We start from the raw sequence: 24179 nt of genomic DNA on the forward strand, positions 1-24179 counted from the left end.
AAGCCATGGCATACTCGGGTATGCCATAGCTTCTCTGATTTCATATCTGTAACTCTTATTTATCTCTCCAGATAATCCGTCCCTTGGACAGATCATACGGGGACATTTCAATCGTTACTTTGTCACCCGGCAGAATCCGGATAAAGTTCATGCGGAGCTTTCCGCTGATGTGGGCGAGAACCTGATGTCCGTTCTCCAGCTCTACCTGAAACATTGCGTTCGGCAGCTTCTCCACTACTGTTCCTTCGATTTCAATTACATCCGCTTTTGACATGTTCTTCCTCCTTTTCGTGAAGCACAATGGCCCGTTTTACGTCAACATCGGTTATCTTCGTCAGGTCCCGGCCTTCGGGTGTCCTGTACATAGGCTGGATATGCTTAATCTTTTTCTTTTTCGGGTTTGCCATGGGGCGAAGCTTCCCGTCTGTCAGATATACATATTCGCCTTCTGTTCTTAATATGATATATAATTTACCTTTATCATGTCCGGCCTTTGATCTGGCGAACATTCCTGTCTCCACTCTCTCCATAGATTTCTCCATCGATCACTTTTTACAGTGTCAGAGTCAGAATTTCCGGCTCACCATCGGTAATCAGAATGGTGTTCTCGTAATGAGCGGAAAGGGAACCGTCATCGGTCACTACAGTCCAGTCGTCGTCCAGCCATGCAACCTCCCAGGTACCCGCATTGATCATGGGCTCGATAGCCAGGGTCATACCCGGCACCAGCTTGATGCCTCTGCGATGCTGACGGAAGTTGGGAATCTGCGGATCCTCATGGAGATGGGTTCCGATTCCATGGCCCACCAGATCACGGACAACGCCGTAGCCGAACTGGTCAACGTAATCGTTAATCGCTGCGGAAATCTGATGCAGATGATTTCCGGCCTTCGCCATCTTGATGCCCTCGAAGAAGCTCTGCTTGGTGACATCCATCAGCTTCTGCGCCTCGGGACTTACCTTGCCTACCGCATGGGTCCGGGCCGCGTCAGAATGATAGCCCTTGTAAATCAGACCTGCGTCCAGGCTGACGATATCGCCCTCCTGAAGGATATGCTCCGCATGGGGAATTCCATGTACGACCTCGTCGTTGACGGATACGCAGATGGATGCCGGATATCCGTTGTAATTCAGAAAGTTCGGAATACATCCTCTCTCCCGGATCAGCTTCTCGCCCAGACGGTCGATGTCCAGGGTGGAAATGCCCGGCTTTACAAAAGCCGCAAGCTCGTTGTGAACCTCTTCCAGCAGCTTGCCTGCTGTGCGCATCAATTCGATTTCTCTGGCAGATTTAATTGTAACCGACATAATTACGCTCCTAAAATCTTGACAATGGCGTTAAACACGTCTTCCATACTCTGAGTTCCGTCCACCTCTGCAAGTTTGCCCTGCCTGGTGTAATACTCGATCAGCGGCTGAGTCTGATTGTGGTATACATTCAAACGGTTCTTTACGGTCTCCGGCTTGTCGTCGTCCCGAAGAACCAGCTTCTCGCCGCAGCGATCGCAGATGCCCTCAACCCTGGTCGGAGCATATACAATATGATAAGTGGAGCCGCATGCCAGGCAGGCTCTCCGGCCGCCCATACGGTTGATGATATTCTCATCCGGTACTTCCACGTTGATTGCGTAGTCAATGGTCTCGCCCTTCTTTGCCAGTGCTTCGGTCAATGCCTCAGCCTGCGGAATGGTACGAGGGAAACCGTCCAGCACATAGCCGTTCTTACAGTCCGGATTCTGGAACCGATCCATGATAAGCTCCAATGTCAGCTCATCCGGTACCAGCTGTCCCTGATCCATGTAGGACTTTGCTTTCTTGCCAAGCTCTGTGCCTTCCTTTATATTTGCTCTGAAAATATCACCCGTGGAAATGTGCGGGATCTGATATTTGTCAGCTATTTTCTTCGCCTGTGTGCCCTTTCCGGCGCCCGGTGCTCCTAACATGATGATTTTCATAATGTTACTCCTCTTCTTGAAATGCGCTGTTCGCATTTCCTCTGCAAAATTGCCATAAAACTTCCGAAAGCCTGTACGGAAACGGGGTCCCGCACAGGCCGGAAGCGTGTTACTGTTCACTTCGTTCACAGTAACAGAAGTTTACCTCTTAGTCGTTCAAGAAGCCCTTGTAATAACGTACTGCCATCTGAGATTCGATCTGCTTGATGGTCTCCAGAACAACACCTACCACGATGATGATGGATGTTCCTCCGAAAGAAACACTTGCTCCGAATACTCCATTGAAGAAGATCGGTACGACACATACAATAATCAGGCCGATTGCACCGACAAAAATAATGTAATTCAGAATTTTTGTCAGATAGTCTGAAGTAGGCCGGCCCGGACGAATGCCGGGGATGAAGCCACCCTGCTTCTTCATGTTATCCGCAATCTCCAAGGGATTGAAGGTAATGGATGTGTAGAAGTAAGCAAAGAAGACTACCAATACGATGTAAAGCAGCAATCCCAGCGAATAGATGGGCTGCTGAGGATTACACCAGCTGCTGGAACTTAAGCCGGTGATAATCTTGCCACCGATTCCGGTTCCTGCACTCTTACCCAGAAGAGCAAGAATGATGCCCGGGAATGACATCAGGGATGAAGCGAAGATGACCGGAATAACTCCTGCGGTGTTGACCTTCATCGGAATGTTGGTGCTCTGTCCTCCAATCACCTTTCTGCCCTGAAGTTTTTTGCTGTACTGAACGGGGATTCTGCGCTCTCCGTCTTGAAGAATGATAACGAATACAACCGTTACAAGGATGACAGCCGCGATAATAACCGCTGCCAGCACTGCCATAGCCACGCTCTTGCCGCTCATGAATTTTGTATACAGCGCTACAAAATCATCCGGCATACGGGATACGATGTTGATCAGGAGGACGATAGAGATACCGTTTCCTACACCGTTCTGGTTGATACGCTCACCGACCCACATTAAAAATGCGGAACCGGCTGTCAGCGCAACCACTACAACAGCCATGTTGTACCAGGTCGCGTTCTCCAGAAGACCCTGATTACCAAAACCTACGGTCATGGCAATACCCTCGATGAGAGCCAGCGCTACAGTTACGTAACGGGTGATATTCTGAAGCTTCTTCCGTCCGTCCTCGCCATCTTTCTGCATTTCCTCAAGTTTGGGGATTGCGATAGTAAGGAGCTGGATGATAATGGAAGATGTAATGTACGGGTTGATACCTAACGCAAAAATGGACATGCTGGCCAGAGAGCCGCCGGTGAAAGCATCCAGAAGATTGAATGCATCACCGGTCTGAGCTGCAAGCCAGTTCGCAAAAAAGGTGCGATTCACGCCCGGAACCGGCAGCTGAGAACCAAGTCTGACAACCACAAGCATCAGAAAGGTATAAATCAGCTTCTGTCGGATATCCTTGATCTTAAATGCGTTCTGTAATGTTTTGAACATTAGATCACCTCTGCTTTTCCACCAAGAGCCTCAATTTTTGCTTTTGCTCCCTCGGAGAAAGCATTTGCCTGTACTGTGAGCTTCTTTGTAAGCTCTCCATTTCCAAGGATCTTAACGCCATCCTTCGGATTCTTAACGATTCCCTGCTCCAGCAGAGTCTCTACAGATACAACTGCGTCGTTCTCGAATACTTCCAGAGCGCTTACATTAATTCCAACGATAACCTTGGAATTTCTGTTTGTGAAGCCTCTCTTCGGAAGTCTTCTGTATAACGGCATCTGACCGCCCTCAAAGCCCGGTCTCGGTGCTCCAGAACGAGCCTTCTGACCCTTATGACCCTTACCAGCTGTCTTACCATTTCCTGAACCGTGTCCACGACCTCTACGGAAGTTTCCGCTCTGCTTGGAACCTTCTGCGTACTGTAAATTTGATAAGTCCATTGTGACACCTCCTATTCCGTTATTATAATTAAATCTCTTCTACCTTTACCAGATGTCTTACATGCCAGATCATTCCTCTGACTGCCTCGTTATCCGGCATCTCAACTGTCTTGTTTACCTTACGAAGGCCAAGTGCCTCTACAGTTGCGCGCTGCTTCGGGATGGCTCCGATCGGGGATTTTACCAATGTAATCTTTAACTTATCTGCCATTGTCCGTATCCTCCTAGTTCGTGATCTCTTCTACGGATTTTCCACGGTTCTTAGCAACTTCTTCCGGAGTCTTCAGTGCCTTCAGACCCTCGATGGTAGCCAGAACTACGTTCTGCTTGTTGTTGGAACCAAGAGACTTGGTACGGATATTCTTGATACCTGCAAGCTCCAGCACGTTACGAGCCGGGCCTCCAGCGATAACACCAGTACCTTCCGGTGCTCTCTTCAGCAGTACGGATGCGCTGCCGAACTTTCCGATATAATCATGTGTAATACTGTTGTTCTCGTCAATTGCAACGGTTACCAGCTTCTTCATGGCATCCTCTTTGCCCTTGCGGATTGCTTCCGGAATCTCAGTCGCTTTTCCAAGACCGGCGCCAACATGTCCGTTGCCGTCACCGACAACTACCAGAGCGGTGAAACGCATGGTACGACCACCCTTGACAGTTTTGCTTACACGCTTAATTGACACTACCTTGTCAGTTAATTCAAGCTGACTCGGGTCGATAATCTCATGTCTCATCTGTCTTTTTCCTTCCTTTCCTAGAATTCCAATCCAGCCTCACGGGCTGCGTCTGCCAGTGCCTGAATCTTGCCCTGATAGATAAAGCCGCCTCTGTCAAAGACAACGGTCTTGATACCCTTTTCCAGAGCCTTCTCTGCGATTACTTTTCCAAGGTATGCTGCTGCATCAACGTTGTTGGTTTTCTCAAGCTCAGCCTTTACACTCTTTTCCATAGTGGATGCTGCTACCAGAGTATTTCCGACTGTATCGTCAATAATTTGAGCATACATATGATTATTGCTTCTAAACACAGCCAAACGCGGTCTCTCAGCAGTTCCGCTGATATGATTACGTAATTTTCTATGCTTATTTACGCGAACTTCGCTTCTTGACTTCTTACTAACCATTTTTATACTCTCCTTACTTATTTTTTACCAGTCTTACCGACTTTACGTCTGATAACTTCATCAGCATACTTGATTCCCTTACCCTTGTACGGCTCAGGTCTTCTCTTGTCGCGGATCTCTGCTGCGTACTGGCCAACCTTTTCCTTATCGATACCCTTAACGATAATCTTGTTGCCGTCTACTGCAGACTCAAGTCCTTCCGGATCGATCATCTCTACCGGATGAGAATATCCAAGAGACAGGGTCAGCTTATTGCCGGACTTCTGTGCTTTGTAACCTACACCGTTTACTTCAAGAGTCTTCTGATATCCCTCGCTTACGCCAACTACCATGTTGTGAATCAGAGTTCTTGTCAGACCATGTAAGGATTTCATCTTCTTCAGGTCATTCGGTCTTGTAACGACTACCTGACCATCTTCAAGCTTAATTTCCATCTCTGCGGGCAGTACTCTTACCAGTTCGCCCTTCGGACCTTTAACGGTCACCTTGTTGCCTTCCTCGATGGTTACTGTTACGCCAGCGGGAACGGCTACCGGATGTCTACCAATTCGTGACATGCCTTTTTCCTCCTAAAACTTAGATTTTCGGAGAAGCTGCTTTGGCTTCTCTGTTTTCAGTTGCATTGAGCACTTAGTGAGAGCGAGCCTCACGGCGACGCTCGAACTTAGTGCGAAAGTACACCCGGACACTTGGCGAGGTATTTTCGAGCCTAGTGACCGTGGTGTTTCCTATTGAAAGGTTCTCAGCCAACTACAATACTGATTACCAAACAAATGCAAGTACTTCTCCGCCTACGCCCTGTGCGCGAGCTTCCTTGTCTGTGATTACGCCCTTGTTTGTGGAGATGATAGCAACTCCCAGGCCGCCCAGTACCTTCGGCAGCTCCTCTTTGTTAGCGTATACACGCAGACCCGGCTTGGAGATTCTCTTCAGACCGGAGATGATCTTCTCATTCTTATCCTTACCATACTTCAGGGTAATGCGGATAGTCTTGAAGTTTCCATCTTCTACGAGATCGTATTTTGCAATGTATCCCTCGTCTACCAGAATGTTCGCAATTGCGATCTTCATCTTGGAAGCGGGTACATCAACAGTATCATGTTTAGCGGTGTTTGCATTACGGATTCTTGTAAGCATATCCGCGATGGGATCATTCGTTGTTAATGCCATGACTTGTTCTATACCTCCTATTTTGGTTCATACAAGCGGTAAATCGGTAACAGCTGCAAGGAAGTTCGCTCCACTAACCTCAGGCTGCGGCTATCGCCTTGCCTTCGTTAAGGGTCGCGAACGACCTCGCACTAAGTTCAGCCTTCGCCCTGCGGACTTGGCTTCACTAAGTGTCCAGATGGATTTTTACCAGCTTGCTTTCTTAACGCCAGGGATCTGGCCCTTGTATGCTAACTCACGGAAGCAGATTCTGCAGATTCCGTATTTTCTCAGATATGCATGCGGACGGCCGCAGATTCTGCAGCGATTGTACTCTCTAACTGCGAATTTCTGTTTCCGCTGCTGCTTAACCTTCATTGCTGTCTTAGCCATGAAATTTTCCTCCTATCCTATTTTGTGAACGGCATATTGAATAATGTCAGTAACTCGCGGGCTTCTTCGTCAGTCTTTGCAGTTGTAACGAAGATAACATCCATACCTCTTACCTTGTCTACCTTATCGTATTCAATTTCGGGGAAAATTAACTGCTCTTTGATACCCAGCGCATAGTTTCCGCGTCCGTCAAATGCGTTCGGGTTTACACCACGGAAGTCACGCACACGGGGAAGTGCCAGGTTGATCAGACGGTCAGCAAACTCATACATTTTCTCGCCGCGAAGTGTAACCTTGCAGCCGATTGCCATACCCTCTCTGATCTTGAAGTTCGCAACAGAGTTCTTTGCTCTGGTCAGAACTGCTTTCTGTCCGGTAATGGTCTCCATATCCTTTACAGCAGATTCCAGAACCTTCGCATTGTCCTTTGCCTCGCCAACACCCATGTTGATGACGATCTTGTCGAGCTTCGGAACTTCCATAATGTTCTTGTATCCAAATTTCTTTGTCATTGCGTCTACGATTTCATTCGTATACTTTTCTTTCAGTCTACTCAACTTTCTGCGACCTCCTTCCTTGATTAATCAATTACTTCGCCAGTTGCTTTCGCATAGCGGACTTTCTTGTCTCCATCCATCTTGAAGCCAACTCTTGTAGCTTTGCCCTTCAGGCTGTACATTACGTTGGACAGGTCGATAGGAGCCTCCTGGTGAATAATTCCGCCATTCTGGTTTGCCATGGAAGGCTTGGTGTGCTTTGTAATCATATTAACGCCTTCTACGATTACAGTGTTGTTTTTATGATTGACGGCAATAACTTTGCCCTCTTTATCCTTGTCTGCGCCGGCAATAACCTTAACGGTATCACCTTTTTTAATCTTAACTGTAGACATTTGGCACCCTCCTATAATACTTCCGGAGCAAGTGAAACAATTTTCATAAACTGCTTTTCACGAAGCTCTCTTGCTACTGGTCCAAAAATACGGGTTCCTCTCGGATTCTTGTCATCCTTGATGATAACTGCCGCATTCTCGTCAAACTTGATGTAAGATCCGTCTTTACGACGAGCGCCCTTTACTGTACGAACGACTACGGCTTTTACAACGTCGCCCTTCTTTACAACTCCGCCGGGTGTTGCATCTTTGACGCTGGCAACGATGATGTCACCGATGTTTGCATATCTTCTGGTGGAACCGCCCATTACGCGGATGCAAAGAAGCTCTTTTGCACCGGTATTGTCTGCCACCTTGAGTCTGGTTTCCTGCTGTACCATTCCGGTAACCTCCTTACCTTATTTCGCTTTCTCCATGATTTCAACGAGTCTCCATCTCTTGTCCTTGGACAGCGGTCTCGTCTCCATAACCTTTACGGTATCACCTACGTGGCACTCATTGTTCTCGTCATGAGCCTTCAGCTTGTAAGTATCCTTTACAATCTTCTTGTACAGCGGATGCTTAACGTGCTCCTCAACAGCAACAACGATGGTCTTGTCCATTTTATCGCTTACGACCTTGCCGACACGTGTTTTTCTCAGATTTCTTTCCACGATAATTCTCCTTCCGCCTTATTACGCATTCGCCTTCTGCGCGATAACAGTCTGAATTCTGGCGATGTTCTTGCGAACTTCCTTAATTCTGCTAGTGTTATCAAGCTGATTGGTTGCGTTCTGGAATCTTAAGTTGAACAGTTCCTTTTTCGCAGCTACTAATTCCTCATTTAATTCCGCAGCAGATTTTGCCTTTAATTCTTCAACATACTTATTACTCTTCACTGTTATCACCGCCTTCTAAGTCTGCTTTAGAAACGATCTTACACTTGCAGGGCAGCTTGTGCATTGCAAGACGAAGTGCTTCTCTAGCTGTTTCCTCCGGTACGCCTGCAACTTCGAACATTACACGGCCCGGCTTAACGACTGCTACCCAGTACTCCAGTGTACCCTTTCCGGAACCCATACGAGTCTCGGCAGGCTTTGCTGTAACCGGCTTATCCGGGAAAATTTTGATCCAGACTTTACCGCCACGCTTCATGTAGCGGGTCATGGCAATACGGGCTGCCTCAATCTGGTTTGATTTAATCCAACACGGCTCTGTAGCGACGATACCGAACTCGCCCATGGTGATCTTGTTGCCTCTCAGGGCCTTACCAGCCATGGAACCGCGGAACTGTTTACGACGCTTTACTCTCTTCGGCATTAACATTATTTATCGCTCCCTTCCTTGTTTCCTTTCGTCGGAAGTACCTCGCCTTTGTAGATCCATACCTTTACGCCAATCTTGCCGTAGGTGGTATCTGCCTCAGCGAATCCGTAGTCAATATCTGCTCTCAGTGTCTGCAGCGGGATAGTTCCCTCGCTGTAAAACTCGGTACGAGCCATATCGGCTCCGCCAACACGGCCTGCAACAGCCGTCTTGATTCCCTTAGCGCCTGCCTTCATGGTTCTGCCCATGGTGGACTTCATAGCGCGGCGGAAGGACACACGGTTCTCCAGCTGAAGTGCGATGTTCTCAGCAACCAGCTGTGCGTCGCGGTCCGGTCTCTTAATCTCTTTGATGTCTACGATAAGCTTCTTATCGGTATACTGAGCGAGCTCAGCCTTTACCTTCTCAATCTCAGAACCGCCCTTACCGATAACAACGCCCGGCTTTGCGGTGTAGATGATGATCTTTACTCTGTCAGAAGCACGCTCAATCTCAATCTTAGCTACTCCTGCGCTGTAGAGCTTCTTCTTCAGGAATTTACGGATGTTGTAGTCCTCTACAAGATAATCAGCGAAGGAATCTTCTGCATACCATCTGGAATCCCAATCTTTAATAACGCCGACTCTGAGGCCGTGCGGATTAACTTTCTGTCCCATGCTTTACCTCCTATTTCTCATCAAGCACGATTGTGATGTGGCTCATTCTCTTCTCGATTCTGTAAGCCCGGCCCTGTGCTCTCGGTCTGATTCTCTTCATTGTCGGTCCCTTGTTTGCGTAGCACTCTGCTACGTAAAGGTTATCACGGTTCATTCCGTTGTTGTTCTCAGCATTTGCGATTGCTGACTTTAATAATTTCTCTACCAGAGTGGAAGCGTAACGCGGATTGTACATTACAATACCAAGTGCTGTCTCCACATCTTTGCCACGAATGGCATCTAATACGAAGCATGCCTTCTGAACAGATACGCGAGCGTAGGAAAGCTTTGCTGACGGTCTTGTATCCTTCTGGGCATTTCTTTCTCTCTTAATCTGACTTCTATGTCCCTTAGCCATTTGGATGAGTCTCCTTTCAAATGATTTGACGATTAACGCTTAGACTTCTTCTCGTCTTTTCCGTGTCCACGGTAGGTTCTGGTCGGAACGAACTCTCCGAGCTTATGTCCTACCATATCCTCTGTGATATATACCGGAACGTGTCTTCTTCCGTCGTGAACTGCGATTGTATGACCAACCATCTGCGGGAAGATAGTGGAGCGGCGGGACCAGGTCTTAATAACGGCCTTGTCGCCTGCTTCATTCATTGCGTCTACCTTTTTCAGTAAGCTCTCATCTGCAAATGGTCCTTTTTTTAATGAGCGAGCCATGTGTTTTCCTCCTTACTTGAATGTTCTGCCGTCTCTTCTTCTAACGATCAGCTTATTGGACTTCTTGTTCTTCTTTCTCGTCTTCAAACCAAGAGCGGGCTTGCCCCACGGTGTGCAGGGACCAGGACGACCAATACCGGTCTTTCCTTCTCCACCACCATGCGGATGGTCGTTCGGGTTCATTACGGAACCGCGGACTGTCGGGCGGATACCCATGTGACGCTTACGTCCTGCCTTACCGATGTTGATCAGGTTGTGCTCAGCATTTCCTACAACTCCGATAGTAGCTCTGCAATTTAAAGGAACCATTCTCATCTCTCCGGACGGCAGACGAAGTGTTGCGTACTTGCCTTCCTTAGCCATGAGCTGTGCGCTGTTTCCTGCGGAACGAACCATCTGTCCGCCCTTGCCCGGATGCAGCTCGATGTTGTGTACCTGTGTACCTACGGGAATCTCAGAAAGGGGCAGGCAGTTTCCTACTCTTACCTCGGCTTCCGGTCCGTTCATGACCTTCATGCCATCCTTCAGGCCCTGGGGTGCAAGGATATATGCTTTCTCGCCGTCTGCGTAGCAGATCAGTGCGATGTTTGCTGTACGGTTCGGGTCATACTCTACACCGATTACAGTTGCGGGGATACCGTCTTTATTTCTCTTGAAATCGATGATTCTGTATTTTCTTCTGCTTCCGCCTCCGCGGTGTCTTACAGTGATTTTACCCTGGTTGTTACGACCTGCGTTCTTGCTCAGGGATACCAGCAGTGCCTTCTCCGGCTCCTTCTTGGTAATCTCAGAGAAATCAGAACCAGTCATGTGTCTTCTGGAAGGTGTATATGGATTATATGTCTTGATACCCATTACATTTCTCTCCTTTCGTTCTGTTCAAATTATTAGTTGTCAGGCGGTTGGAGCCGCCTATAATCCACAGTTTATCGGGGACGTTCGCTCAACTAGGCTCGAAAACACCTCGCCAAGGTTCGCGAACGGGGTCCGACTAAGGCTCAACTATCGCCTTCGGCTCTGTTTCGCCAAGTCTTATAACCCCTCGAAAATCTCGATATCTGCGCTCTCAGCGGTCAGCTGTACAATAGCCTTCTTAGTCTTAGCAGTCTTACCTACTGCTGTTCCACGTCTCTTCTTCTTTCCATCCAGATTCATGGTGTTGACGCTCTTTACCTTTGTTCCGGCAAACATCTTCTCAACAGCCTCTTTAATCTGAGTCTTGGTTGCATCTGTGTGAACCAGGAAAGTATACTTCTTATCGCCCATAGCATCCATGCTCTTCTCGGTGATAACCGGCTTCTGGATGACATCATAGTACTTTACGTCTGCCATTATGCGTACACCTCCTCGATTGTTGCTACAGCTGCCTTGGTTACGATAACTGTGTTGTACTTCAGAATATCGAACACATTGATGGTATTGGTCAAAGCAGTCTTAACTGTAGGAATATTTCTTGCGGATAATACTACGTTTGCATCGTTCTCGTTCAGAACTACCAGAGCCTTGGAAGCCTTCAGGTTGTTCATGACGTTTGCGAAATTCTTTGTCTTAACTTCGTCGAACTTCAGCTCGTCTACTACGATAAGCTTGTTCTCAAGAACTCTGGAGGTCAGAGCAGACTTAAGTGCCAGTCTCTTCTCCTTCTTGTTCAGACGAATGGTGTAATCTCTCGGTGTGGGTGCGAACACAACGCCGCCGCCAGTCCACTGGGGAGCTCTTGTTGAACCCTGTCTTGCATGACCGGTTCCCTTCTGTCTCCAGGGCTTTCTTCCGCCGCCGGATACTTCAGAACGGGTCTTTGCCTTCTGCGTTCCCTGACGCTTATTTGCAAGCTGCGCTACAACCGCCATGTGTACCAGGTGCTCGTTTACTTCTACACCGAATACAGCATCGTTTAAGTCGATTGTGCCAACTTCATTTCCTTCCATATTGTAAACAGATACTGTTGCCATCTGTAAGTCCTCCTTTCCGCTAAAGATTATTTGCTAACCTTTACTGTTTCCTTGATAGTAACCAGAGACTTCTTGGGGCCCGGTACTGCGCCTTTTACCAGAAGCAGATTCTTCTCTGCGTCTACGCGGACAACCTCAAGGTTCTGGATGGTGATCTTCTTGTGGCCCATCTGACCAGGCATTCCTTTTCCCTTGAATACCTTGCTCGGATCGGAGCAGGCACCATTGGAACCAGCATGACGGTGGAACTTGGAACCGTGAGCCATGGGTCCTCTGTGCTGACCATGTCTCTTGATAGCACCCTGGAATCCTTTACCCTTGGAAATAGCGGTTGCGTCAATCTTGTCGCCAGCGGCAAAGATGTCAGCCTTAATCTCCTGTGCCAGAGCGTAGCTCTCAGCATCTTCAAATCTGAACTCTCTCACATATCTCTTGTAAGATACGCCTGCCTTGTTGAAATGACCCTTCTGAGCCTTGTTCACAAGCTTTTCTCTCTTGTCTGTGAATCCGACCTGCACTGCGCTGTATCCGTCGTTCTCTACAGTCTTAACCTGAGTTACTACACAGGGGCCTGCCTGAAGAACTGTAACCGGTGTCAGTACGCCGTCTTCATTGAAAATCTGCGTCATTCCGACTTTTGTTGCTAAAATAGCTTTCTTCATTTCTTTTCCTCCTTATTTCTCTACAGCGGAACACGAATGTGTTCATTCTAGCTGAAGGATTACTTGTTTTTCATTTTGATATCGATGTAAACACCTGCCGGCATCTCCAGTCTGGACAGAGCATCTACTGTCTTCTGGGTCGGGGTAATGATATCAATCAGTCTCTTATGAGTTCTCTGCTCGAACTGCTCTCTGGAGTCTTTGTACTTGTGTACAGCTCTCAGAATGGTAACTACCTCTTTCTTGGTAGGAAGGGGAACCGGTCCGCTCACCTGTGCTCCATTCTTCTTTACAGTTTCGATGATCTTCTTTGCGGATGCATCCACCAGCTGATGGTCATACGCTTTCAGTGTGATTCTCATTACTTGACTTGCCATAAAAAAAGTCGCCTCCTTTTCGTACTTTTAAAGACCAGTACGACAAGCGGTGACTGTACACTCTCCCGTGTGTGTCCCAACTCTGAATTCGAACAACACGTTGTTTCCATGGCTCTGCATGGACAGTTATTTTGTACAGTGACTTGTCGCCAGTTTCCTAACTTGACATTCGCTCCACGGAAAACCTGCCTCACGGGCAGCAACCTCACGCTTCATAGCTATCAATGTCACAACAGTTGCAATTATACAGGAAGTTCTGTGGAATTGCAAGGTTTTTTTCAAAAAAAGTGGAGGAAAAGTTTTTATAAATTTCACAAACTTTCCGCCCACTTTTTAGTGATTTTAACCAATTTCAAGTTTCCGTTTTTTGTTCTGCCGCCAATACATCACGCCCAGGCAGACAGCCGTAGTTATCCAGGTGATCGGATAGATTCCGGCCACTCCTTCCGCGCTGTGATAATGCCGCATCAGGAACCAGAGACTCAGCATACGGATTCCGCACATATTTACAAGGATAACCGCCATCGGCCCCACCGTCTTTCCCGTTCCCCGCAGCGCTCCGGAAAAGCCCTCCAGAAATACATATATAAAATAGAAGGGAAAGGTTACCTGCGCAATGCGGATTCCCAGCTCTATCACTTCCGCATTTTGAGAAAACAGGCTGAATACGCCATATCCGTGCGTCAGAAGGAGCGTGCTTATGGTCACGGTAACAAGGATTCCCATCAGAATGCTGACTCCCGTTCCCTTCCGCATTCTTTGCCATTTTCCCGCTCCGTAATTCTGTCCGCAGAACGTTGTGTTGGCCTGTCCAAACGCCATGATGGGAAGATATACAAAATTTTCCATCTTAAAATAAGCAGTGAAGGCCGCAATGCTTACGATTCCGAGGCTGTTGATCTGCGCCTGGACAATCAGGTTGCTCAGCGTAATCACCATAGACTGAATTGCCGCCGGAATCCCGATTTTCAGGATTCTCCCGCAGACCTGCTTCTTAAGCGCAATATCACTGATCCGTAACCGGCATTCGAAATCCGGCTTCATTAGATGGCCTACCGTAAATACAGCCGCCATCATCTGCGATACCAGGGAGGCCAGCGCCACTCCTTCCACTCCCATGTGTAGCACGCACAGGAAGAACGCGTTTCCCGCCACATTGGCAATTCCGCCTATCAGCTGATAATTCATCGGCGAGCGCGAATTCCCGAAGGCTCTTAGGATTCCGGAACCGATATTGTAAAAAACCATGGGGAGCATACTGAGAAAATAAATTCTGATGTAGGCAACGGCCAGATCCATAATATCTTCCGGCGTATTCATCAGACGCAGCATAGCCGGCGTGAGAAATATCCCGAACAGAATCAGCAGGGCAGAAGCCGCCAGCGCCAGTCCCGCCGCGCAATGAATCAGATCATGCAGTTCTTTCTGATTTCCTGCTCCGTACGCATGGGATACCGACACGCTTACTCCCACGCTCATTCCGGTAAAGAAGCCCAGAACCAGGGTAATCAGAAGACTTCCCGCGCCGACGGCTGCCGCCGCGTCCGTGCCCAGAAGCCTTCCCACAAAAATCAGATCGACGGTATTATACAGCTGCTGAATCAGGCTGCTCCCCAGAAACGGCAGCGCAAATAAAAGCATTCCTCTGCCAATGGCTCCCTGTGTTAAATCTCCCCGCTCAGCCTGCCTCATCTGCTATCATATACTCCCTTATTCCATACGCGACCAGGGCTGTGCCTTCTTCCACAGATAAACCTGTATTATAATAGAAGACAACCCCATCCTCTTCCGCGTAATAGTTCTTGATTACCTCTCCGTAAAAATTCGTACAGTATCCCAGAAGCTCTCCCCGGGCCACTTCCACATTTTCATGGAGATCCGTATGCCAGATTCCCTTCGTATCCGAGGTAAGATAGATGGTTCTGGGAACTACCGTTTTTTTACACACCTGTTCCTCTGTTTCAACATCACCATACATTTCCAAATGCTTCAAAAGCAGGAAAATATCTCTGTAATAAGCGTCTACCCACTCCTTTTTGCAGAATCCGCCATATCCCCGTTCTACCAGAAGTCCGGGAACCTTATGATAATTCGCGGCGTAAGAATACTGCCCCGCCGTAGCCGTCGAAGCTATCAGCCACGGGATATCCAGGGCGCGCGCCGCAGCCAGCGCTTCCTCCGTCACAGCCTCCGCCAGCGGATAGAAGAGACAGGGCGTCAGGGGCTCCTGCTGCCCCCCGGAATGCATATCCATCATAAAATCGATTTCATCGAAAAAATTGCGCACAAAATAATCCGCAATCCGTTCTCCCGTAGTTCCGCCCTCTTTTCCCGGATACTGTCCGTTCAGATTGAAATCGTCCTCCGGAATCAGGCCAAAGGTTCTCTTAAAAAATCCGCTGGTATTGACGCAGTGAATAAAAATCAGGTTTCCGTTCAGCTCCTCCGGCTGAATCTCCCCTGCCGCCCGTATCACGGCGGGAATAGCCGGGTATTCTCCCGCATGGATTCCCGCTGTAATCAGAACGGTCTTTCCTTTTCCGCAGCCGCAAATCAATGTCGCCGGCATCGGATACATTTTTTCCTCTCCTGCTTCTTCCACCGGGATTTCTATCGTCACTCTTCTTTTTTCTCCCGGCTGTAAAGAAAATCCTGCAATCTTCCACATGATATAGTCCTCTCTTTCTTGTCATGCATACAGATGACAGGCAATCCAATGTCCTTTCTCCACCTCCCGGAGCTGCGGCCTCTCTGCAGCGCAGATCTCCATGCATTTTTCACAGCGGTTCCGGAACGGACAGCCTGTCGGACGCTCCAAGGGGCTTGGAATCTCGGAATCCAGGCTTTCTATCTCTTTTTCAAAATCCATATCCAGGGAAAACACCGCGCTTTTTAACGCCTCTGTATAAGGGTGACAGATGCCGCGGCCCAGCTTCTTTCCTTCCGCAAGCTCCACCACAAAACCCAGATACATAACTGCCGTTCTGTGGGAGACGGAGCGGATCAGCGCCACGTCATGGCAGATGAAAATAATCGACGTATGCTTCTCTCTCTGAAGCTTTACCAACAGCTCCACGATACTTTTCTGAACCGATACGTCCAGCGCCGATGTGGCTTCATCGCAAATCAGGACCTCCGGCTCCAGGGCCAATGCGCGCGCAATCGCCACACGTTGCTTCTGGCCGCCTGACATACTGTGCGGATACCGCTCTGCAAATTCCTCCGGAAGCTCCACCATCTTCAGAAGCTCCCGCGCCTTCGCTGCTTTTTCCGACGGTTTTATCAGTCCATAATTTTCCAGCGGTTCGCACAAAATATCCTTTACCTTCATTCTGGGAGAAAATGAGTCCGTCGGATCCTGAAATACCATCTGAATATGACGGCGCATTTTCCGCTTTCTCTCCCCCTTCCAATCCGCGACATTTTCGCCGAACAGGAGAAGTTCCCCATCGGTGGGTGGCTCAAGCAGCGACAGCACGCGCACCAGCGTACTCTTGCCGCATCCGCTTTCCCCGGCAATTCCCAGGGTCTCGCCTTCATAAAATTTCAAAGATATATCGTTGTTTGCGTACAAAGGGCGTCCGTCGGGGGCTGTAAATACCTTATTTAAATGACGAGTCTCCAAAATTGGTGTTTTTTCCTTACACATAGCCTTCTCCATACATATTCGGAACCGCAGCCAGCAGTTTTCTGGTGTATGCGCAGCCCGGCTGCTCCAGTATTGTCTTCCGGTCTCCCTCTTCCACAATCCTTCCATTCTGCATAACCACAATCCGATCTGACATATATGCCGCCACGCCCAGATTATGGGTTACCAGGATAATGGAGGTTCCGTGATTTTTCCGCAGCTCCATCATCTGACGCACGATCTGCGCCTGTGTCGTCACGTCCAGGGCAGCTGTGGGCTCGTCGGCCAGCAGCAGCTCCGGTTCAAAGGTCATGGCCATGGCAATTCCGACCCTCTGACGCATACCGCCGGACAGCTGGAAGCTATAGCTCTTCATGATACGCTCCGGCTCCGACAGCCGCATGGCTTCCAGCATGGCCACCGCCTTTTCTTCCGCCGCTTTATGGCCCAGCTTTTCATGCTTCTGAATGTATTCTATATACTGCGAGCCGATTTTACGTATCGGATTCAGCATGGCTCCGGAATCCTGGAAAATCATAGATATCCTGGATCCCCGGAGCTTCTGCATTTCCTTTTCACTGTATTCAGGAAGAGACTTTCCCTCAAACAAAATATCGCCGGATACCAGCTCTCCTTCCTGTGGCAGAAGTCCCAGAATGGAACGTATCGCCGTAGTCTTTCCGCTTCCGCTTTCACCTACCAGGCTGATAATTTCCCCTCTCTTCATGTGCAGGGAGAAATCACGCAAAAACGGCTGTCCATGATATGCAACTGTTATGTTCTCTATATCCAGCATGGGAAAGTCCCCTTTTCTATATATTCTTCTTTATGACGCCGGTGTGATATCCTTTGTTACCCAGTAGTAATCGCACACATAGCTGTGAACGCCTTCCACGGAAGCCGCTGAGCAGAGATTGAAATTATAGGCGCCGCTGCAGATGGTCGCCACGTCCTCCATCAGGATTTCCTGCATCTGTGTAAAGATTTCCGTCCGCTTTTCCGTATCAAATTCACCGATCAGCTGTTCATACAGCGCGTCGTATTCTTCATTATGATAATTTCCGTAATTAAAGCTTGTATCGGTAATCTTTCCGTACCAGTGCTTCAGGAAGTTCTCCGGATCTCCGGTAGGTGTGGTTACTTCATTGTTGAACATCAGATCAAAGCCCTGGGATACCCGCAGGTCTACTACATTTTCCGGCATGGAAATGGTGCTCTTGATTCCGATTGCTTCCAGCTGAACCCCATACGCCTGCGCAATCACGTCCTGCTGACGGCTGGTTGTCGCTACTATATTGATGTCGATATTTTTGCCGTCCAGTTCGCGGTATCCGTCTCCATCGCCGTCTACGATACCGGCCTCGTCCAGCATAGTCTTAGCTGCCTCCGGATCGTAGCTGTACGGGTTATCCAAATCATAGCCGGGTACCGGCGTATTATTGGTGTAAGTATAGGATCCGCCTGTGGATACATCGCACACGGTCTGACCGTCAATTGCCGTCATCACCGCTTTTCTCAGGGTATCATTGCCCAGCACTCCGTCAAAATTGATAAACCAGTTGCAGACACGGTTTCCACCGGTGACGTCAATCTGATAGGTACCCGCATTCTCCAGGACCGCTCTGTCAGACGCCGCAATATTGATTCCCATGTCGGCTGAACCGTCCTGCAGGGCCATTGCGCGGGCAGAAGCCTCCCCGAGCTTCATGACATTGACCGTCTCAAAGGGTACTTCACCGTCCCAGTAATTGTCATTTTTTACCAGCTGGATATCATGCTCCGGATCGTTGGATACAAAGCAGTAGGGTCCTGTACAAATCGGTCCGTCCGCAGCGATATCGCGATCCGCAGAGCCAGCCACATCGATAATGCCATACCAGGGATACGCAAGGCAGCCCGGCAGGTCTACGGTCGGCTCACTTGTTACAATCGTCACAGTCCAGGCTTCATCGTCTGCGCTGATACTGTCATATGTGAAATAATTCCAGGGGTTTCCATTTCCGCCCTTATTGGGATCTGTCACCTCAAATAATCTCTCCAGGGATTCCTGAACCTTTGTCGCCGTCATCGATTCTCCATTGGAGAAGGTTACATTTTCTTTCAGCTTTATAGTCCAGGTCAGCTGATCGTCCGCTACAGACCAGTCTTCTGCCAACCACGGTGACACGGTGCCGTCGTCCTCAAAACGGGTCAGCGTTTCCAACGCGCCCCAGCGCATCACAAACCAGCTGTTCCAGTCATCTGCCGGATCCAGGGTTGCGCTGGTCAACTCTGTCGCCACATTTAGCTGTGTTTTCGCGCTTCCTCCGTCTGACGCTGCTTTCTGCTCTGTTCCTGCGCTGCCGCCGCATGCTGTGATACTGCCCGCAAGGCACAGGCTAAGGGCAAGGGCAATCAGTTTTTTTCCGTTCATCTTCTCTTTCTCCTCTTCTTTCTTCGTTTTTCTGTTGCATTTGGATCTATCATATCTCTAATACAGTCACCCCAGAGATTAAAGATGACTACCGTAATAAAGACCGCAAGTCCCGGACAAAACAGCAGCCACGGGCTGCTCAGTATATAAGTTCTTCCCTCGCTCAGCATATATCCCCATTCCGGCGTAGGGGGCTGGATTCCAAAACCAAGGAAGGACAGGCTTGCCAGCGACAGCATGATGGTGCCGATATCCGTCGCCGCCGTAATGATCATCGTGGGGAGCGCGTTGGGCAGCATATATCTCATCAGGATTCTGCCATGTCTGGATCCTGAGATTTCCGCCGCCGATATATAAGTCCTGTTCCGTATCTTCAGCACCAGACTTCTGGAAAGTCTGGCGTATCTGGTCCAGCTTACCGCCGCGATTGCAATCATGGAATTTTTCAGGCTTGGCCCAAGAATTCCAGCGATTGCCATAGCCAGAATCAGATCTGGGAAGGCGATCATCATATCGCCCACTCTCATGATTACCGCGTCTGTCACCCCGCCGAAATACCCTGCTATGATTCCAAGAAAGGTACCCACAACCAGGATTACCGCCACCAGAATCAGTACGCTGTATACACTGGTGGTCGCCCCGCAGAGCACCCGGGAGAACACGTCCCGTCCCAGCGCGTCGGTTCCAAAATAGTGTTCTTTTCCGGGCGCCTGGAACGCGTCGCTCAGTGACGCGCTCAACGGATCGTAGGGAACGATTTTGTCCGCCAGGAATGCCACTGCCAGGATAAGGAAAACCAGAATGGAAAGCACCGCAAATCTTGTATTCTTTTTCATCAGTCCTCCCCCTCCCTGATCCTCGGATCAATATAATGATAGGATATATCCACCAGCAGATTTACCACCATATAGATCAGGGCTATCCATAATACGAAGCCCTGGATCAGCGGATAATCCCGCGCCTTTACCGCTCCCACCGCCAGGATACCCAGTCCCGGGTAGGAGAAAATAATCTCCACCACCGAGGTTCCTCCGAGAAGTGATCCAAAGGAAAGCCCCAGCATGGTAACCAGCGGAAGCATGGCGTTGGGAAGAACCTGGCGGAACAGTATTTCCCACTGATTCATTCCACGGGCTCTCGCGCCTGTCACGTAATCCTGGTGCAACTCCTCCAGCACCGCCGTGCGCACCTGTCTGGAATATTTGGAGGCCATGGCAATGGCCAGCGTAATCCCCGGCAACAGCATCTGTTCCATTCCGACGGAGCTGCTCGCCACCTTTACCAGTCCCAGCTTCAAAGCGAAGACATATAATAAGATCAGGCCAATCAGGAAGCCCGGAAGCGAAATACCCAGGAAAGAAAGAAAGCGAACGATATAATCCGCTATCCCGTCCTGTCTGACCGCTGAAAGAATTCCAAGGGGAACCGAAATAATTAACATCAGTCCCAGGGAAAACAGGGCCAGCCGGAACGTTGCCGGCAGTCTTTTCATCAGCAGATCCAGTACCGGGGCGCTTTTACTGAAGGAGGTTCCAAAATCTCCGTGAAAAATACCGCCTATCCAGTCCACATATTGCTGTAAAAAGGGTTTGTCCAGTCCCATGGACTGCCTGGCCTGCTCCAGCATTTCCGGACTCGGAGTAATTCCCAGGGAATCATACATAGCTGTGGCCGGATCGCCCGGCGCAAGGTAGGTTAATAAAAAGGTCAGAAAGGAAATGCCTATCAGCACTACGCACATCTGGATAAGTCTGGATACGAGCCTGTTCTTTTTCACTGTTTTCCTCCGTTTCAATAAGAAAAGCGACTTCATTACACAAAAAAGCCATGGATGCTTTTGCATCCATGACCGATTTTACATGGGAAATAAGCCTTCGCAAATAGATCGTCCGCTAAGGTTGCTGCATAGCAGTTCTCCTGACTCACATATTCAGGGAAGAAGCCCAGCGAACTCTCCACGCCTTCTCAGGTTTACCCCAATGGCGGACTTTCATCTAAGGATCATTCTTTATGTATACAGTGGCGGTACCGTCCATGATTTCCACATGATTCTCTATTCTTTATCAGCCGCCGTACGCGACTGACAACACTATGCCCGTTTATTTTACTTGATTTCTCTATATCTGTCAAGATTTTTCCATTTTTATCTTCCGGTAATTCAGCCTGTCCCTTCGGAAACAGGAATTATTTCTCTTTCTATCCATACTTTCCTTGACCCGCTTCTCTTACATAGGTATAATGGGCATAGATTATTCTCAATACAAAATCAGGTATAAGGAAATCAGACAAATGGATTACAAACTTTTGCTCGACACCGCCGTCATGGCGGGGGAGCTGATGCTGGCCAACGGGGCTGAGACCTACCGGGTGGAGGATACCATGCAGCGGATGCTGGAGCTGTCGGGGCTGAAGACCGCCGAAGCTTTCGTGATGGTGACCGGCTTTCTGGTCACTCTGGACGACCCGTCCATCCAGTCCATGACGGTGACCCGCCGGATTCACAGCCGTGGCACGAACCTGAGTATCATCGACGAAATTAACAGTATTTCCAGAGGACTCTGCAGCGGGGAGCTGGAACTGAAGGAAGCCTTCCGGCAGATAAAAAAGCTGAAAAAGGAACCGCACCCTCCCCAGGCCTTTCTGCTGGCCAACGCGGGCGTGGCCGCGGCCTTTGCACTGACCTACGGCGGAACCTGGCAGGAGGCCTTTGTGGCGGGCGTGGCCGGATTTTTCATGGCCATCTGCCTGTATCTGTGCAACCGCATGAAGCTGCCCGCCTTCTTCGGAATCCTGCTGAGCGCCGTGGTAATCTCACTGTTCGCAGGCGGACTTCTGAAGTTTCTTCCTATTATAGGGAACCTGGATTCCATCATCATCGCGGCCATCATGCCCCTGGTTCCCGGCGTAGCCATCACCAACGCGGTCTTTGACACCCTGCACGGGGATTATATCTCCGGCTCCGCCCGGATGATGGAGGCCTTTGTGGTCGCCGCCTCTGTAGCTATGGGTATTGTCATCGGACTTCGTTTCATTCAGTAAGGAGGCTTTTATGCTGATACAGGTTATCGGCGCGTTTTTTTCCGTTGTGGCCTTTTCTTTTCTGCTGCACGTACCGCGCAAATATATCATCTGGGCCGGTTTCACCGGCGCGGTGGGCTGGTGGATCTATCTGTTTCTCATCGGAATCAATCTGTCTGTGGCCATGTCCACCTTTCTGTCCGGCTGTCTCGTCTCCCTCTGCGGCCAGATTTTCGCAAGGGTCCTGAAGGCTCCGGTCACGATTTTCGTCATCCCGGGCATCTTACCGCTGGTGCCGGGCGCGGGCATGTTCCGCATCGCCCACTCTGTCATCCGTTCCGACGGAATGACTTCCTATTATATTATTCAGACACTGATTGTGGCGGGAATGATCGCCCTGTCCATCATGGTGGTGGACAGTATTTTCCGCTTATTTTTAAAGACCAAAGGAGATTGTCATGTGGATCGCAGATAACTGGACCGATTATGAGATACTGGATACTTCGAAAGGAGAAAAGCTGGAACGCTGGGGCGACTATCTGCTGGTGCGTCCGGATCCCCAGGTTATCTGGGATACGGAGCGAAAGCTGCCTGGCTGGAAGCGCATGAACGGCCATTACCACCGCAGCAAAAAGGGCGGCGGCGAGTGGGAATTCTTCGACCTGCCGGAGCAATGGACCATCCAGTATCCCCTCTGCCAGGGCAAGAATACCTTAACATTCAATCTGAAGCCCTTCAGCTTCAAGCATACAGGCCTCTTCCCCGAGCAGGCTGCCAACTGGGACTGGTTCGGTGAAAAAATCCGCAATGCCGGACGTCCCGTAAAGGTACTGAATCTCTTCGCCTACACCGGCGGAGCCACACTGGCCGCCGCTGCCTCCGGAGCTTCTGTCACCCATGTGGACGCTTCCAAGGGCATGGTAGGCTGGGCAAAGGAAAACGCCCGTTCTTCCGGACTGGGCGAGGCTCCTATCCGCTGGATTGTAGATGACTGTGTAAAATTCGTGGAGCGGGAAATCCGCCGCGGCAACCATTACGACGGCATTATCATGGATCCCCCCTCCTACGGCAGAGGACCAAAAGGAGAAATCTGGAAAATTGAAGAGGCGATCCATCCGCTGATTCGCCTGTGCGCGCAGCTTTTAAGCGATGAGCCGCTGTTTTTCCTGGTGAATTCCTATACCACCGGGTTGGCTCCGGCAGTACTGACCTATATGATTGCCACAGAGCTGAAGAAGTTTCACGGTACTGTCGATTCCCAGGAGGTGGGGCTGCCCGTAACCGCATCCGGGCTGGTGCTGCCCTGCGGCGCAAGCGGACGCTGGGAAACTAAATAGCTTTTTACAAAGTCAATGGCGGCTGGAGGTTCCGGCCGCTGTGTTTCTGTCTAAATGCTAAGGTTTCTTTTACATTCCAGATTATGTTTCATGGGATGCCCATTCGAAGCCTCTGTAATATTTAAAAGTTCAAAGGAGGAATCATTATGAGTAGCATTTATATTGACCCGCAGGTTTACACCGGCCGTCCCGTCAGCCCGGAGGGCCGTCTGGAAAAGGAAATGGCTGTCTATGACCTGCTGGATGAACTTCGGATTCCCTACACCCGTGTGGATCATGAAGTAGCCATGACCATCGAGGAATGTCAGGGCGTGGATCAGCTTCTCGGTATTGAGATCTGTAAAAATCTGGTGCTCTGCAACGCCCAAAAAACGAAATTCTACCTGCTGCTGATGCCCGGGGATAAGCAGTTCAAGACCAAAGACCTGTCCAAACAGATCGGTTCTTCCCGCCTCTCCTTTGCCCCGGCGGAGTATATGGAGAAACTGCTGAATGTGACGCCGGGATCCGCCACGGTTATGGCCTTGATGAATGACCCGCACAATCAGGTACAGCTCATCATCGATGAGGACGTGGCCGCCCATGAGGAATTTGGCTGCCATCCCTGCATCAATACGTCCAGTCTGCGGATGAAGACGGAGGATATGCTGGAGAAGTTTCTGCCGGCGGTGCATCATGAAGCTATTTTTGTGAAGCTGTAATAAAG

Annotated in this window: 37 protein-coding genes and 1 riboswitch; of the genes, 4 read left to right on the top strand and 33 right to left on the bottom strand. The window is 49.5% G+C overall.

From position 1 onward, the window contains the following. Window positions 1–55: 55 nt before the first annotated feature. The 33 genes from infA to nikB all read right to left on the bottom strand — a co-directional run bounded on the left by infA (window position 56) and on the right by nikB (window position 20895). Window positions 56–274: a translation initiation factor IF-1 gene (gene infA / locus WMO29_RS03750; protein WP_158363570.1), complete on the bottom strand. Its 219-nt coding sequence runs from the start codon at window positions 272–274 to the stop codon at window positions 56–58. Continuing rightward, window positions 252–530, bottom strand: a complete 279-nt coding sequence (locus tag WMO29_RS03755; protein ID WP_178039241.1) for a KOW domain-containing RNA-binding protein — start codon at window positions 528–530, stop codon at window positions 252–254. Before WMO29_RS03755 ends, infA begins: the two co-directional genes overlap by 23 nt. A 22-nt stretch (window positions 531–552) precedes the next feature. Continuing rightward, window positions 553–1308, bottom strand: coding sequence for a type I methionyl aminopeptidase (map, locus tag WMO29_RS03760; RefSeq protein ID WP_178039242.1), 756 nt, complete (start codon window positions 1306–1308; stop codon window positions 553–555). A gap of 2 nt (window positions 1309–1310) precedes the next feature. Then, complete coding sequence (locus tag WMO29_RS03765) at window positions 1311–1955, bottom strand: adenylate kinase (RefSeq protein ID WP_349163832.1); 645 nt, start codon at window positions 1953–1955, stop codon at window positions 1311–1313. A gap of 148 nt (window positions 1956–2103) precedes the next feature. Then, window positions 2104–3420, bottom strand: a complete 1317-nt coding sequence (gene secY / locus WMO29_RS03770) for a preprotein translocase subunit SecY (protein ID WP_349163834.1) — start codon at window positions 3418–3420, stop codon at window positions 2104–2106. Further along, window positions 3420–3860, bottom strand: coding sequence for a 50S ribosomal protein L15 (rplO, locus tag WMO29_RS03775; protein ID WP_178039245.1), 441 nt, complete (start codon window positions 3858–3860; stop codon window positions 3420–3422). The genes secY and rplO overlap by 1 nt, the downstream gene beginning before the upstream one ends. 28 nt (window positions 3861–3888) lie before the next feature. Then, entirely contained in the window at window positions 3889–4071 is a 183-nt protein-coding gene (gene rpmD, locus WMO29_RS03780) for a 50S ribosomal protein L30 (protein ID WP_158363576.1), read from the bottom strand. 13 nt (window positions 4072–4084) lie between these two features. After that, window positions 4085–4594: a 30S ribosomal protein S5 gene (rpsE, locus tag WMO29_RS03785; RefSeq protein ID WP_158363577.1), complete on the bottom strand. Its 510-nt coding sequence runs from the start codon at window positions 4592–4594 to the stop codon at window positions 4085–4087. A gap of 20 nt (window positions 4595–4614) precedes the next feature. Further along, entirely contained in the window at window positions 4615–4983 is a 369-nt protein-coding gene (gene rplR, locus WMO29_RS03790) for a 50S ribosomal protein L18 (RefSeq protein ID WP_158363578.1), read from the bottom strand. Window positions 4984–5000: 17 nt separating this feature from the next. Next, complete coding sequence (rplF, locus tag WMO29_RS03795; RefSeq protein ID WP_178039246.1) at window positions 5001–5540, bottom strand: 50S ribosomal protein L6; 540 nt, start codon at window positions 5538–5540, stop codon at window positions 5001–5003. A 205-nt stretch (window positions 5541–5745) separates the two neighbouring features. Then, a complete protein-coding gene (gene rpsH / locus WMO29_RS03800; protein WP_158363580.1) occupies window positions 5746–6153 on the bottom strand; it encodes a 30S ribosomal protein S8 in 408 nt (135 codons plus the stop codon). Between the two features lie 186 nt (window positions 6154–6339). Beyond that, the gene (locus WMO29_RS03805) at window positions 6340–6525 is read right to left on the bottom strand and encodes a type Z 30S ribosomal protein S14 (RefSeq protein ID WP_158363581.1); all 186 of its coding nucleotides are present in this window, start codon (window positions 6523–6525) and stop codon (window positions 6340–6342) included. Window positions 6526–6542: 17 nt separating this feature from the next. Next, window positions 6543–7082 (bottom strand): 50S ribosomal protein L5, encoded by a 540-nt coding sequence (gene rplE / locus WMO29_RS03810; RefSeq protein WP_158363582.1) that lies wholly within the window; start codon window positions 7080–7082, stop codon window positions 6543–6545. Window positions 7083–7105: 23 nt separating this feature from the next. Next, window positions 7106–7417: a 50S ribosomal protein L24 gene (rplX, locus tag WMO29_RS03815; RefSeq protein WP_158363583.1), complete on the bottom strand. Its 312-nt coding sequence runs from the start codon at window positions 7415–7417 to the stop codon at window positions 7106–7108. Between the two features lie 11 nt (window positions 7418–7428). Continuing rightward, on the bottom strand, window positions 7429–7797 hold the full coding sequence (gene rplN, locus WMO29_RS03820; RefSeq protein ID WP_158363584.1) for a 50S ribosomal protein L14: 369 nt from the start codon (window positions 7795–7797) through the stop codon (window positions 7429–7431). An 18-nt stretch (window positions 7798–7815) separates the two neighbouring features. Further along, the gene (gene rpsQ, locus WMO29_RS03825; protein WP_158363585.1) at window positions 7816–8070 is read right to left on the bottom strand and encodes a 30S ribosomal protein S17; all 255 of its coding nucleotides are present in this window, start codon (window positions 8068–8070) and stop codon (window positions 7816–7818) included. A 21-nt stretch (window positions 8071–8091) separates the two neighbouring features. Continuing rightward, window positions 8092–8295 (bottom strand): 50S ribosomal protein L29, encoded by a 204-nt coding sequence (gene rpmC, locus WMO29_RS03830; RefSeq protein ID WP_158363586.1) that lies wholly within the window; start codon window positions 8293–8295, stop codon window positions 8092–8094. Beyond that, the gene (rplP, locus tag WMO29_RS03835; protein WP_158363587.1) at window positions 8285–8722 is read right to left on the bottom strand and encodes a 50S ribosomal protein L16; all 438 of its coding nucleotides are present in this window, start codon (window positions 8720–8722) and stop codon (window positions 8285–8287) included. Before rplP ends, rpmC begins: the two co-directional genes overlap by 11 nt. After that, window positions 8722–9378, bottom strand: a complete 657-nt coding sequence (gene rpsC / locus WMO29_RS03840) for a 30S ribosomal protein S3 (RefSeq protein WP_158363588.1) — start codon at window positions 9376–9378, stop codon at window positions 8722–8724. Before rpsC ends, rplP begins: the two co-directional genes overlap by 1 nt. A gap of 10 nt (window positions 9379–9388) precedes the next feature. Then, entirely contained in the window at window positions 9389–9775 is a 387-nt protein-coding gene (gene rplV, locus WMO29_RS03845; RefSeq protein WP_178039247.1) for a 50S ribosomal protein L22, read from the bottom strand. Between the two features lie 32 nt (window positions 9776–9807). Next, on the bottom strand, window positions 9808–10086 hold the full coding sequence (gene rpsS / locus WMO29_RS03850) for a 30S ribosomal protein S19 (protein WP_178039248.1): 279 nt from the start codon (window positions 10084–10086) through the stop codon (window positions 9808–9810). A gap of 12 nt (window positions 10087–10098) precedes the next feature. Then, entirely contained in the window at window positions 10099–10941 is an 843-nt protein-coding gene (gene rplB, locus WMO29_RS03855; RefSeq protein WP_178039249.1) for a 50S ribosomal protein L2, read from the bottom strand. A gap of 177 nt (window positions 10942–11118) precedes the next feature. Next, window positions 11119–11418: a 50S ribosomal protein L23 gene (rplW, locus tag WMO29_RS03860; protein WP_349163835.1), complete on the bottom strand. Its 300-nt coding sequence runs from the start codon at window positions 11416–11418 to the stop codon at window positions 11119–11121. Then, a complete protein-coding gene (gene rplD, locus WMO29_RS03865; protein WP_158363593.1) occupies window positions 11418–12038 on the bottom strand; it encodes a 50S ribosomal protein L4 in 621 nt (206 codons plus the stop codon). Before rplD ends, rplW begins: the two co-directional genes overlap by 1 nt. Window positions 12039–12064: 26 nt before the next feature. Next, window positions 12065–12700, bottom strand: a complete 636-nt coding sequence (rplC, locus tag WMO29_RS03870; protein WP_178039251.1) for a 50S ribosomal protein L3 — start codon at window positions 12698–12700, stop codon at window positions 12065–12067. A 59-nt stretch (window positions 12701–12759) separates the two neighbouring features. After that, window positions 12760–13077, bottom strand: coding sequence for a 30S ribosomal protein S10 (rpsJ, locus tag WMO29_RS03875; protein WP_087157539.1), 318 nt, complete (start codon window positions 13075–13077; stop codon window positions 12760–12762). Between the two features lie 342 nt (window positions 13078–13419). Beyond that, window positions 13420–14769: an MATE family efflux transporter gene (locus WMO29_RS03880; protein ID WP_349163836.1), complete on the bottom strand. Its 1350-nt coding sequence runs from the start codon at window positions 14767–14769 to the stop codon at window positions 13420–13422. Continuing rightward, window positions 14756–15745, bottom strand: a complete 990-nt coding sequence (locus WMO29_RS03885; RefSeq protein ID WP_349163837.1) for a M14 family metallopeptidase — start codon at window positions 15743–15745, stop codon at window positions 14756–14758. Before WMO29_RS03885 ends, WMO29_RS03880 begins: the two co-directional genes overlap by 14 nt. Before the next feature lie 21 nt (window positions 15746–15766). Next, window positions 15767–16726 (bottom strand): oligopeptide/dipeptide ABC transporter ATP-binding protein, encoded by a 960-nt coding sequence (locus WMO29_RS03890; RefSeq protein WP_349163839.1) that lies wholly within the window; start codon window positions 16724–16726, stop codon window positions 15767–15769. Further along, window positions 16719–17501, bottom strand: a complete 783-nt coding sequence (locus WMO29_RS03895; RefSeq protein WP_349163840.1) for an ABC transporter ATP-binding protein — start codon at window positions 17499–17501, stop codon at window positions 16719–16721. Before WMO29_RS03895 ends, WMO29_RS03890 begins: the two co-directional genes overlap by 8 nt. A 30-nt stretch (window positions 17502–17531) precedes the next feature. Continuing rightward, window positions 17532–19118: an ABC transporter substrate-binding protein gene (locus tag WMO29_RS03900; RefSeq protein WP_349163841.1), complete on the bottom strand. Its 1587-nt coding sequence runs from the start codon at window positions 19116–19118 to the stop codon at window positions 17532–17534. Then, window positions 19115–19954 (bottom strand): nickel transporter permease, encoded by an 840-nt coding sequence (gene nikC, locus WMO29_RS03905; protein WP_349163842.1) that lies wholly within the window; start codon window positions 19952–19954, stop codon window positions 19115–19117. The genes WMO29_RS03900 and nikC overlap by 4 nt, the downstream gene beginning before the upstream one ends. After that, window positions 19954–20895, bottom strand: coding sequence for a nickel ABC transporter permease (gene nikB / locus WMO29_RS03910; RefSeq protein ID WP_349163843.1), 942 nt, complete (start codon window positions 20893–20895; stop codon window positions 19954–19956). Before nikB ends, nikC begins: the two co-directional genes overlap by 1 nt. A gap of 113 nt (window positions 20896–21008) precedes the next feature. Then, window positions 21009–21227: riboswitch (cobalamin riboswitch) on the bottom strand. A gap of 180 nt (window positions 21228–21407) precedes the next feature. Here nikB and WMO29_RS03915 point away from each other — a divergent pair. The 4 genes from WMO29_RS03915 to WMO29_RS03930 all read left to right on the top strand — a co-directional run bounded on the left by WMO29_RS03915 (window position 21408) and on the right by WMO29_RS03930 (window position 24174). Then, a complete protein-coding gene (locus WMO29_RS03915) occupies window positions 21408–22157 on the top strand; it encodes a threonine/serine exporter family protein (RefSeq protein ID WP_349163844.1) in 750 nt (249 codons plus the stop codon). 10 nt (window positions 22158–22167) lie between these two features. Continuing rightward, a complete protein-coding gene (locus WMO29_RS03920) occupies window positions 22168–22611 on the top strand; it encodes a threonine/serine exporter family protein (protein ID WP_349163845.1) in 444 nt (147 codons plus the stop codon). Continuing rightward, window positions 22595–23473, top strand: coding sequence for a class I SAM-dependent methyltransferase (locus tag WMO29_RS03925; protein WP_349163846.1), 879 nt, complete (start codon window positions 22595–22597; stop codon window positions 23471–23473). The genes WMO29_RS03920 and WMO29_RS03925 overlap by 17 nt, the downstream gene beginning before the upstream one ends. A 146-nt stretch (window positions 23474–23619) precedes the next feature. Continuing rightward, complete coding sequence (locus WMO29_RS03930) at window positions 23620–24174, top strand: prolyl-tRNA synthetase associated domain-containing protein (RefSeq protein WP_349163847.1); 555 nt, start codon at window positions 23620–23622, stop codon at window positions 24172–24174. Window positions 24175–24179: the final 5 nt, after the last annotated feature.

Origin of the sequence: Laedolimicola intestinihominis (assembly GCF_040096155.1) — a bacterium.
Lineage (GTDB): Bacteria > Bacillota > Clostridia > Lachnospirales > Lachnospiraceae > Laedolimicola > Laedolimicola intestinihominis.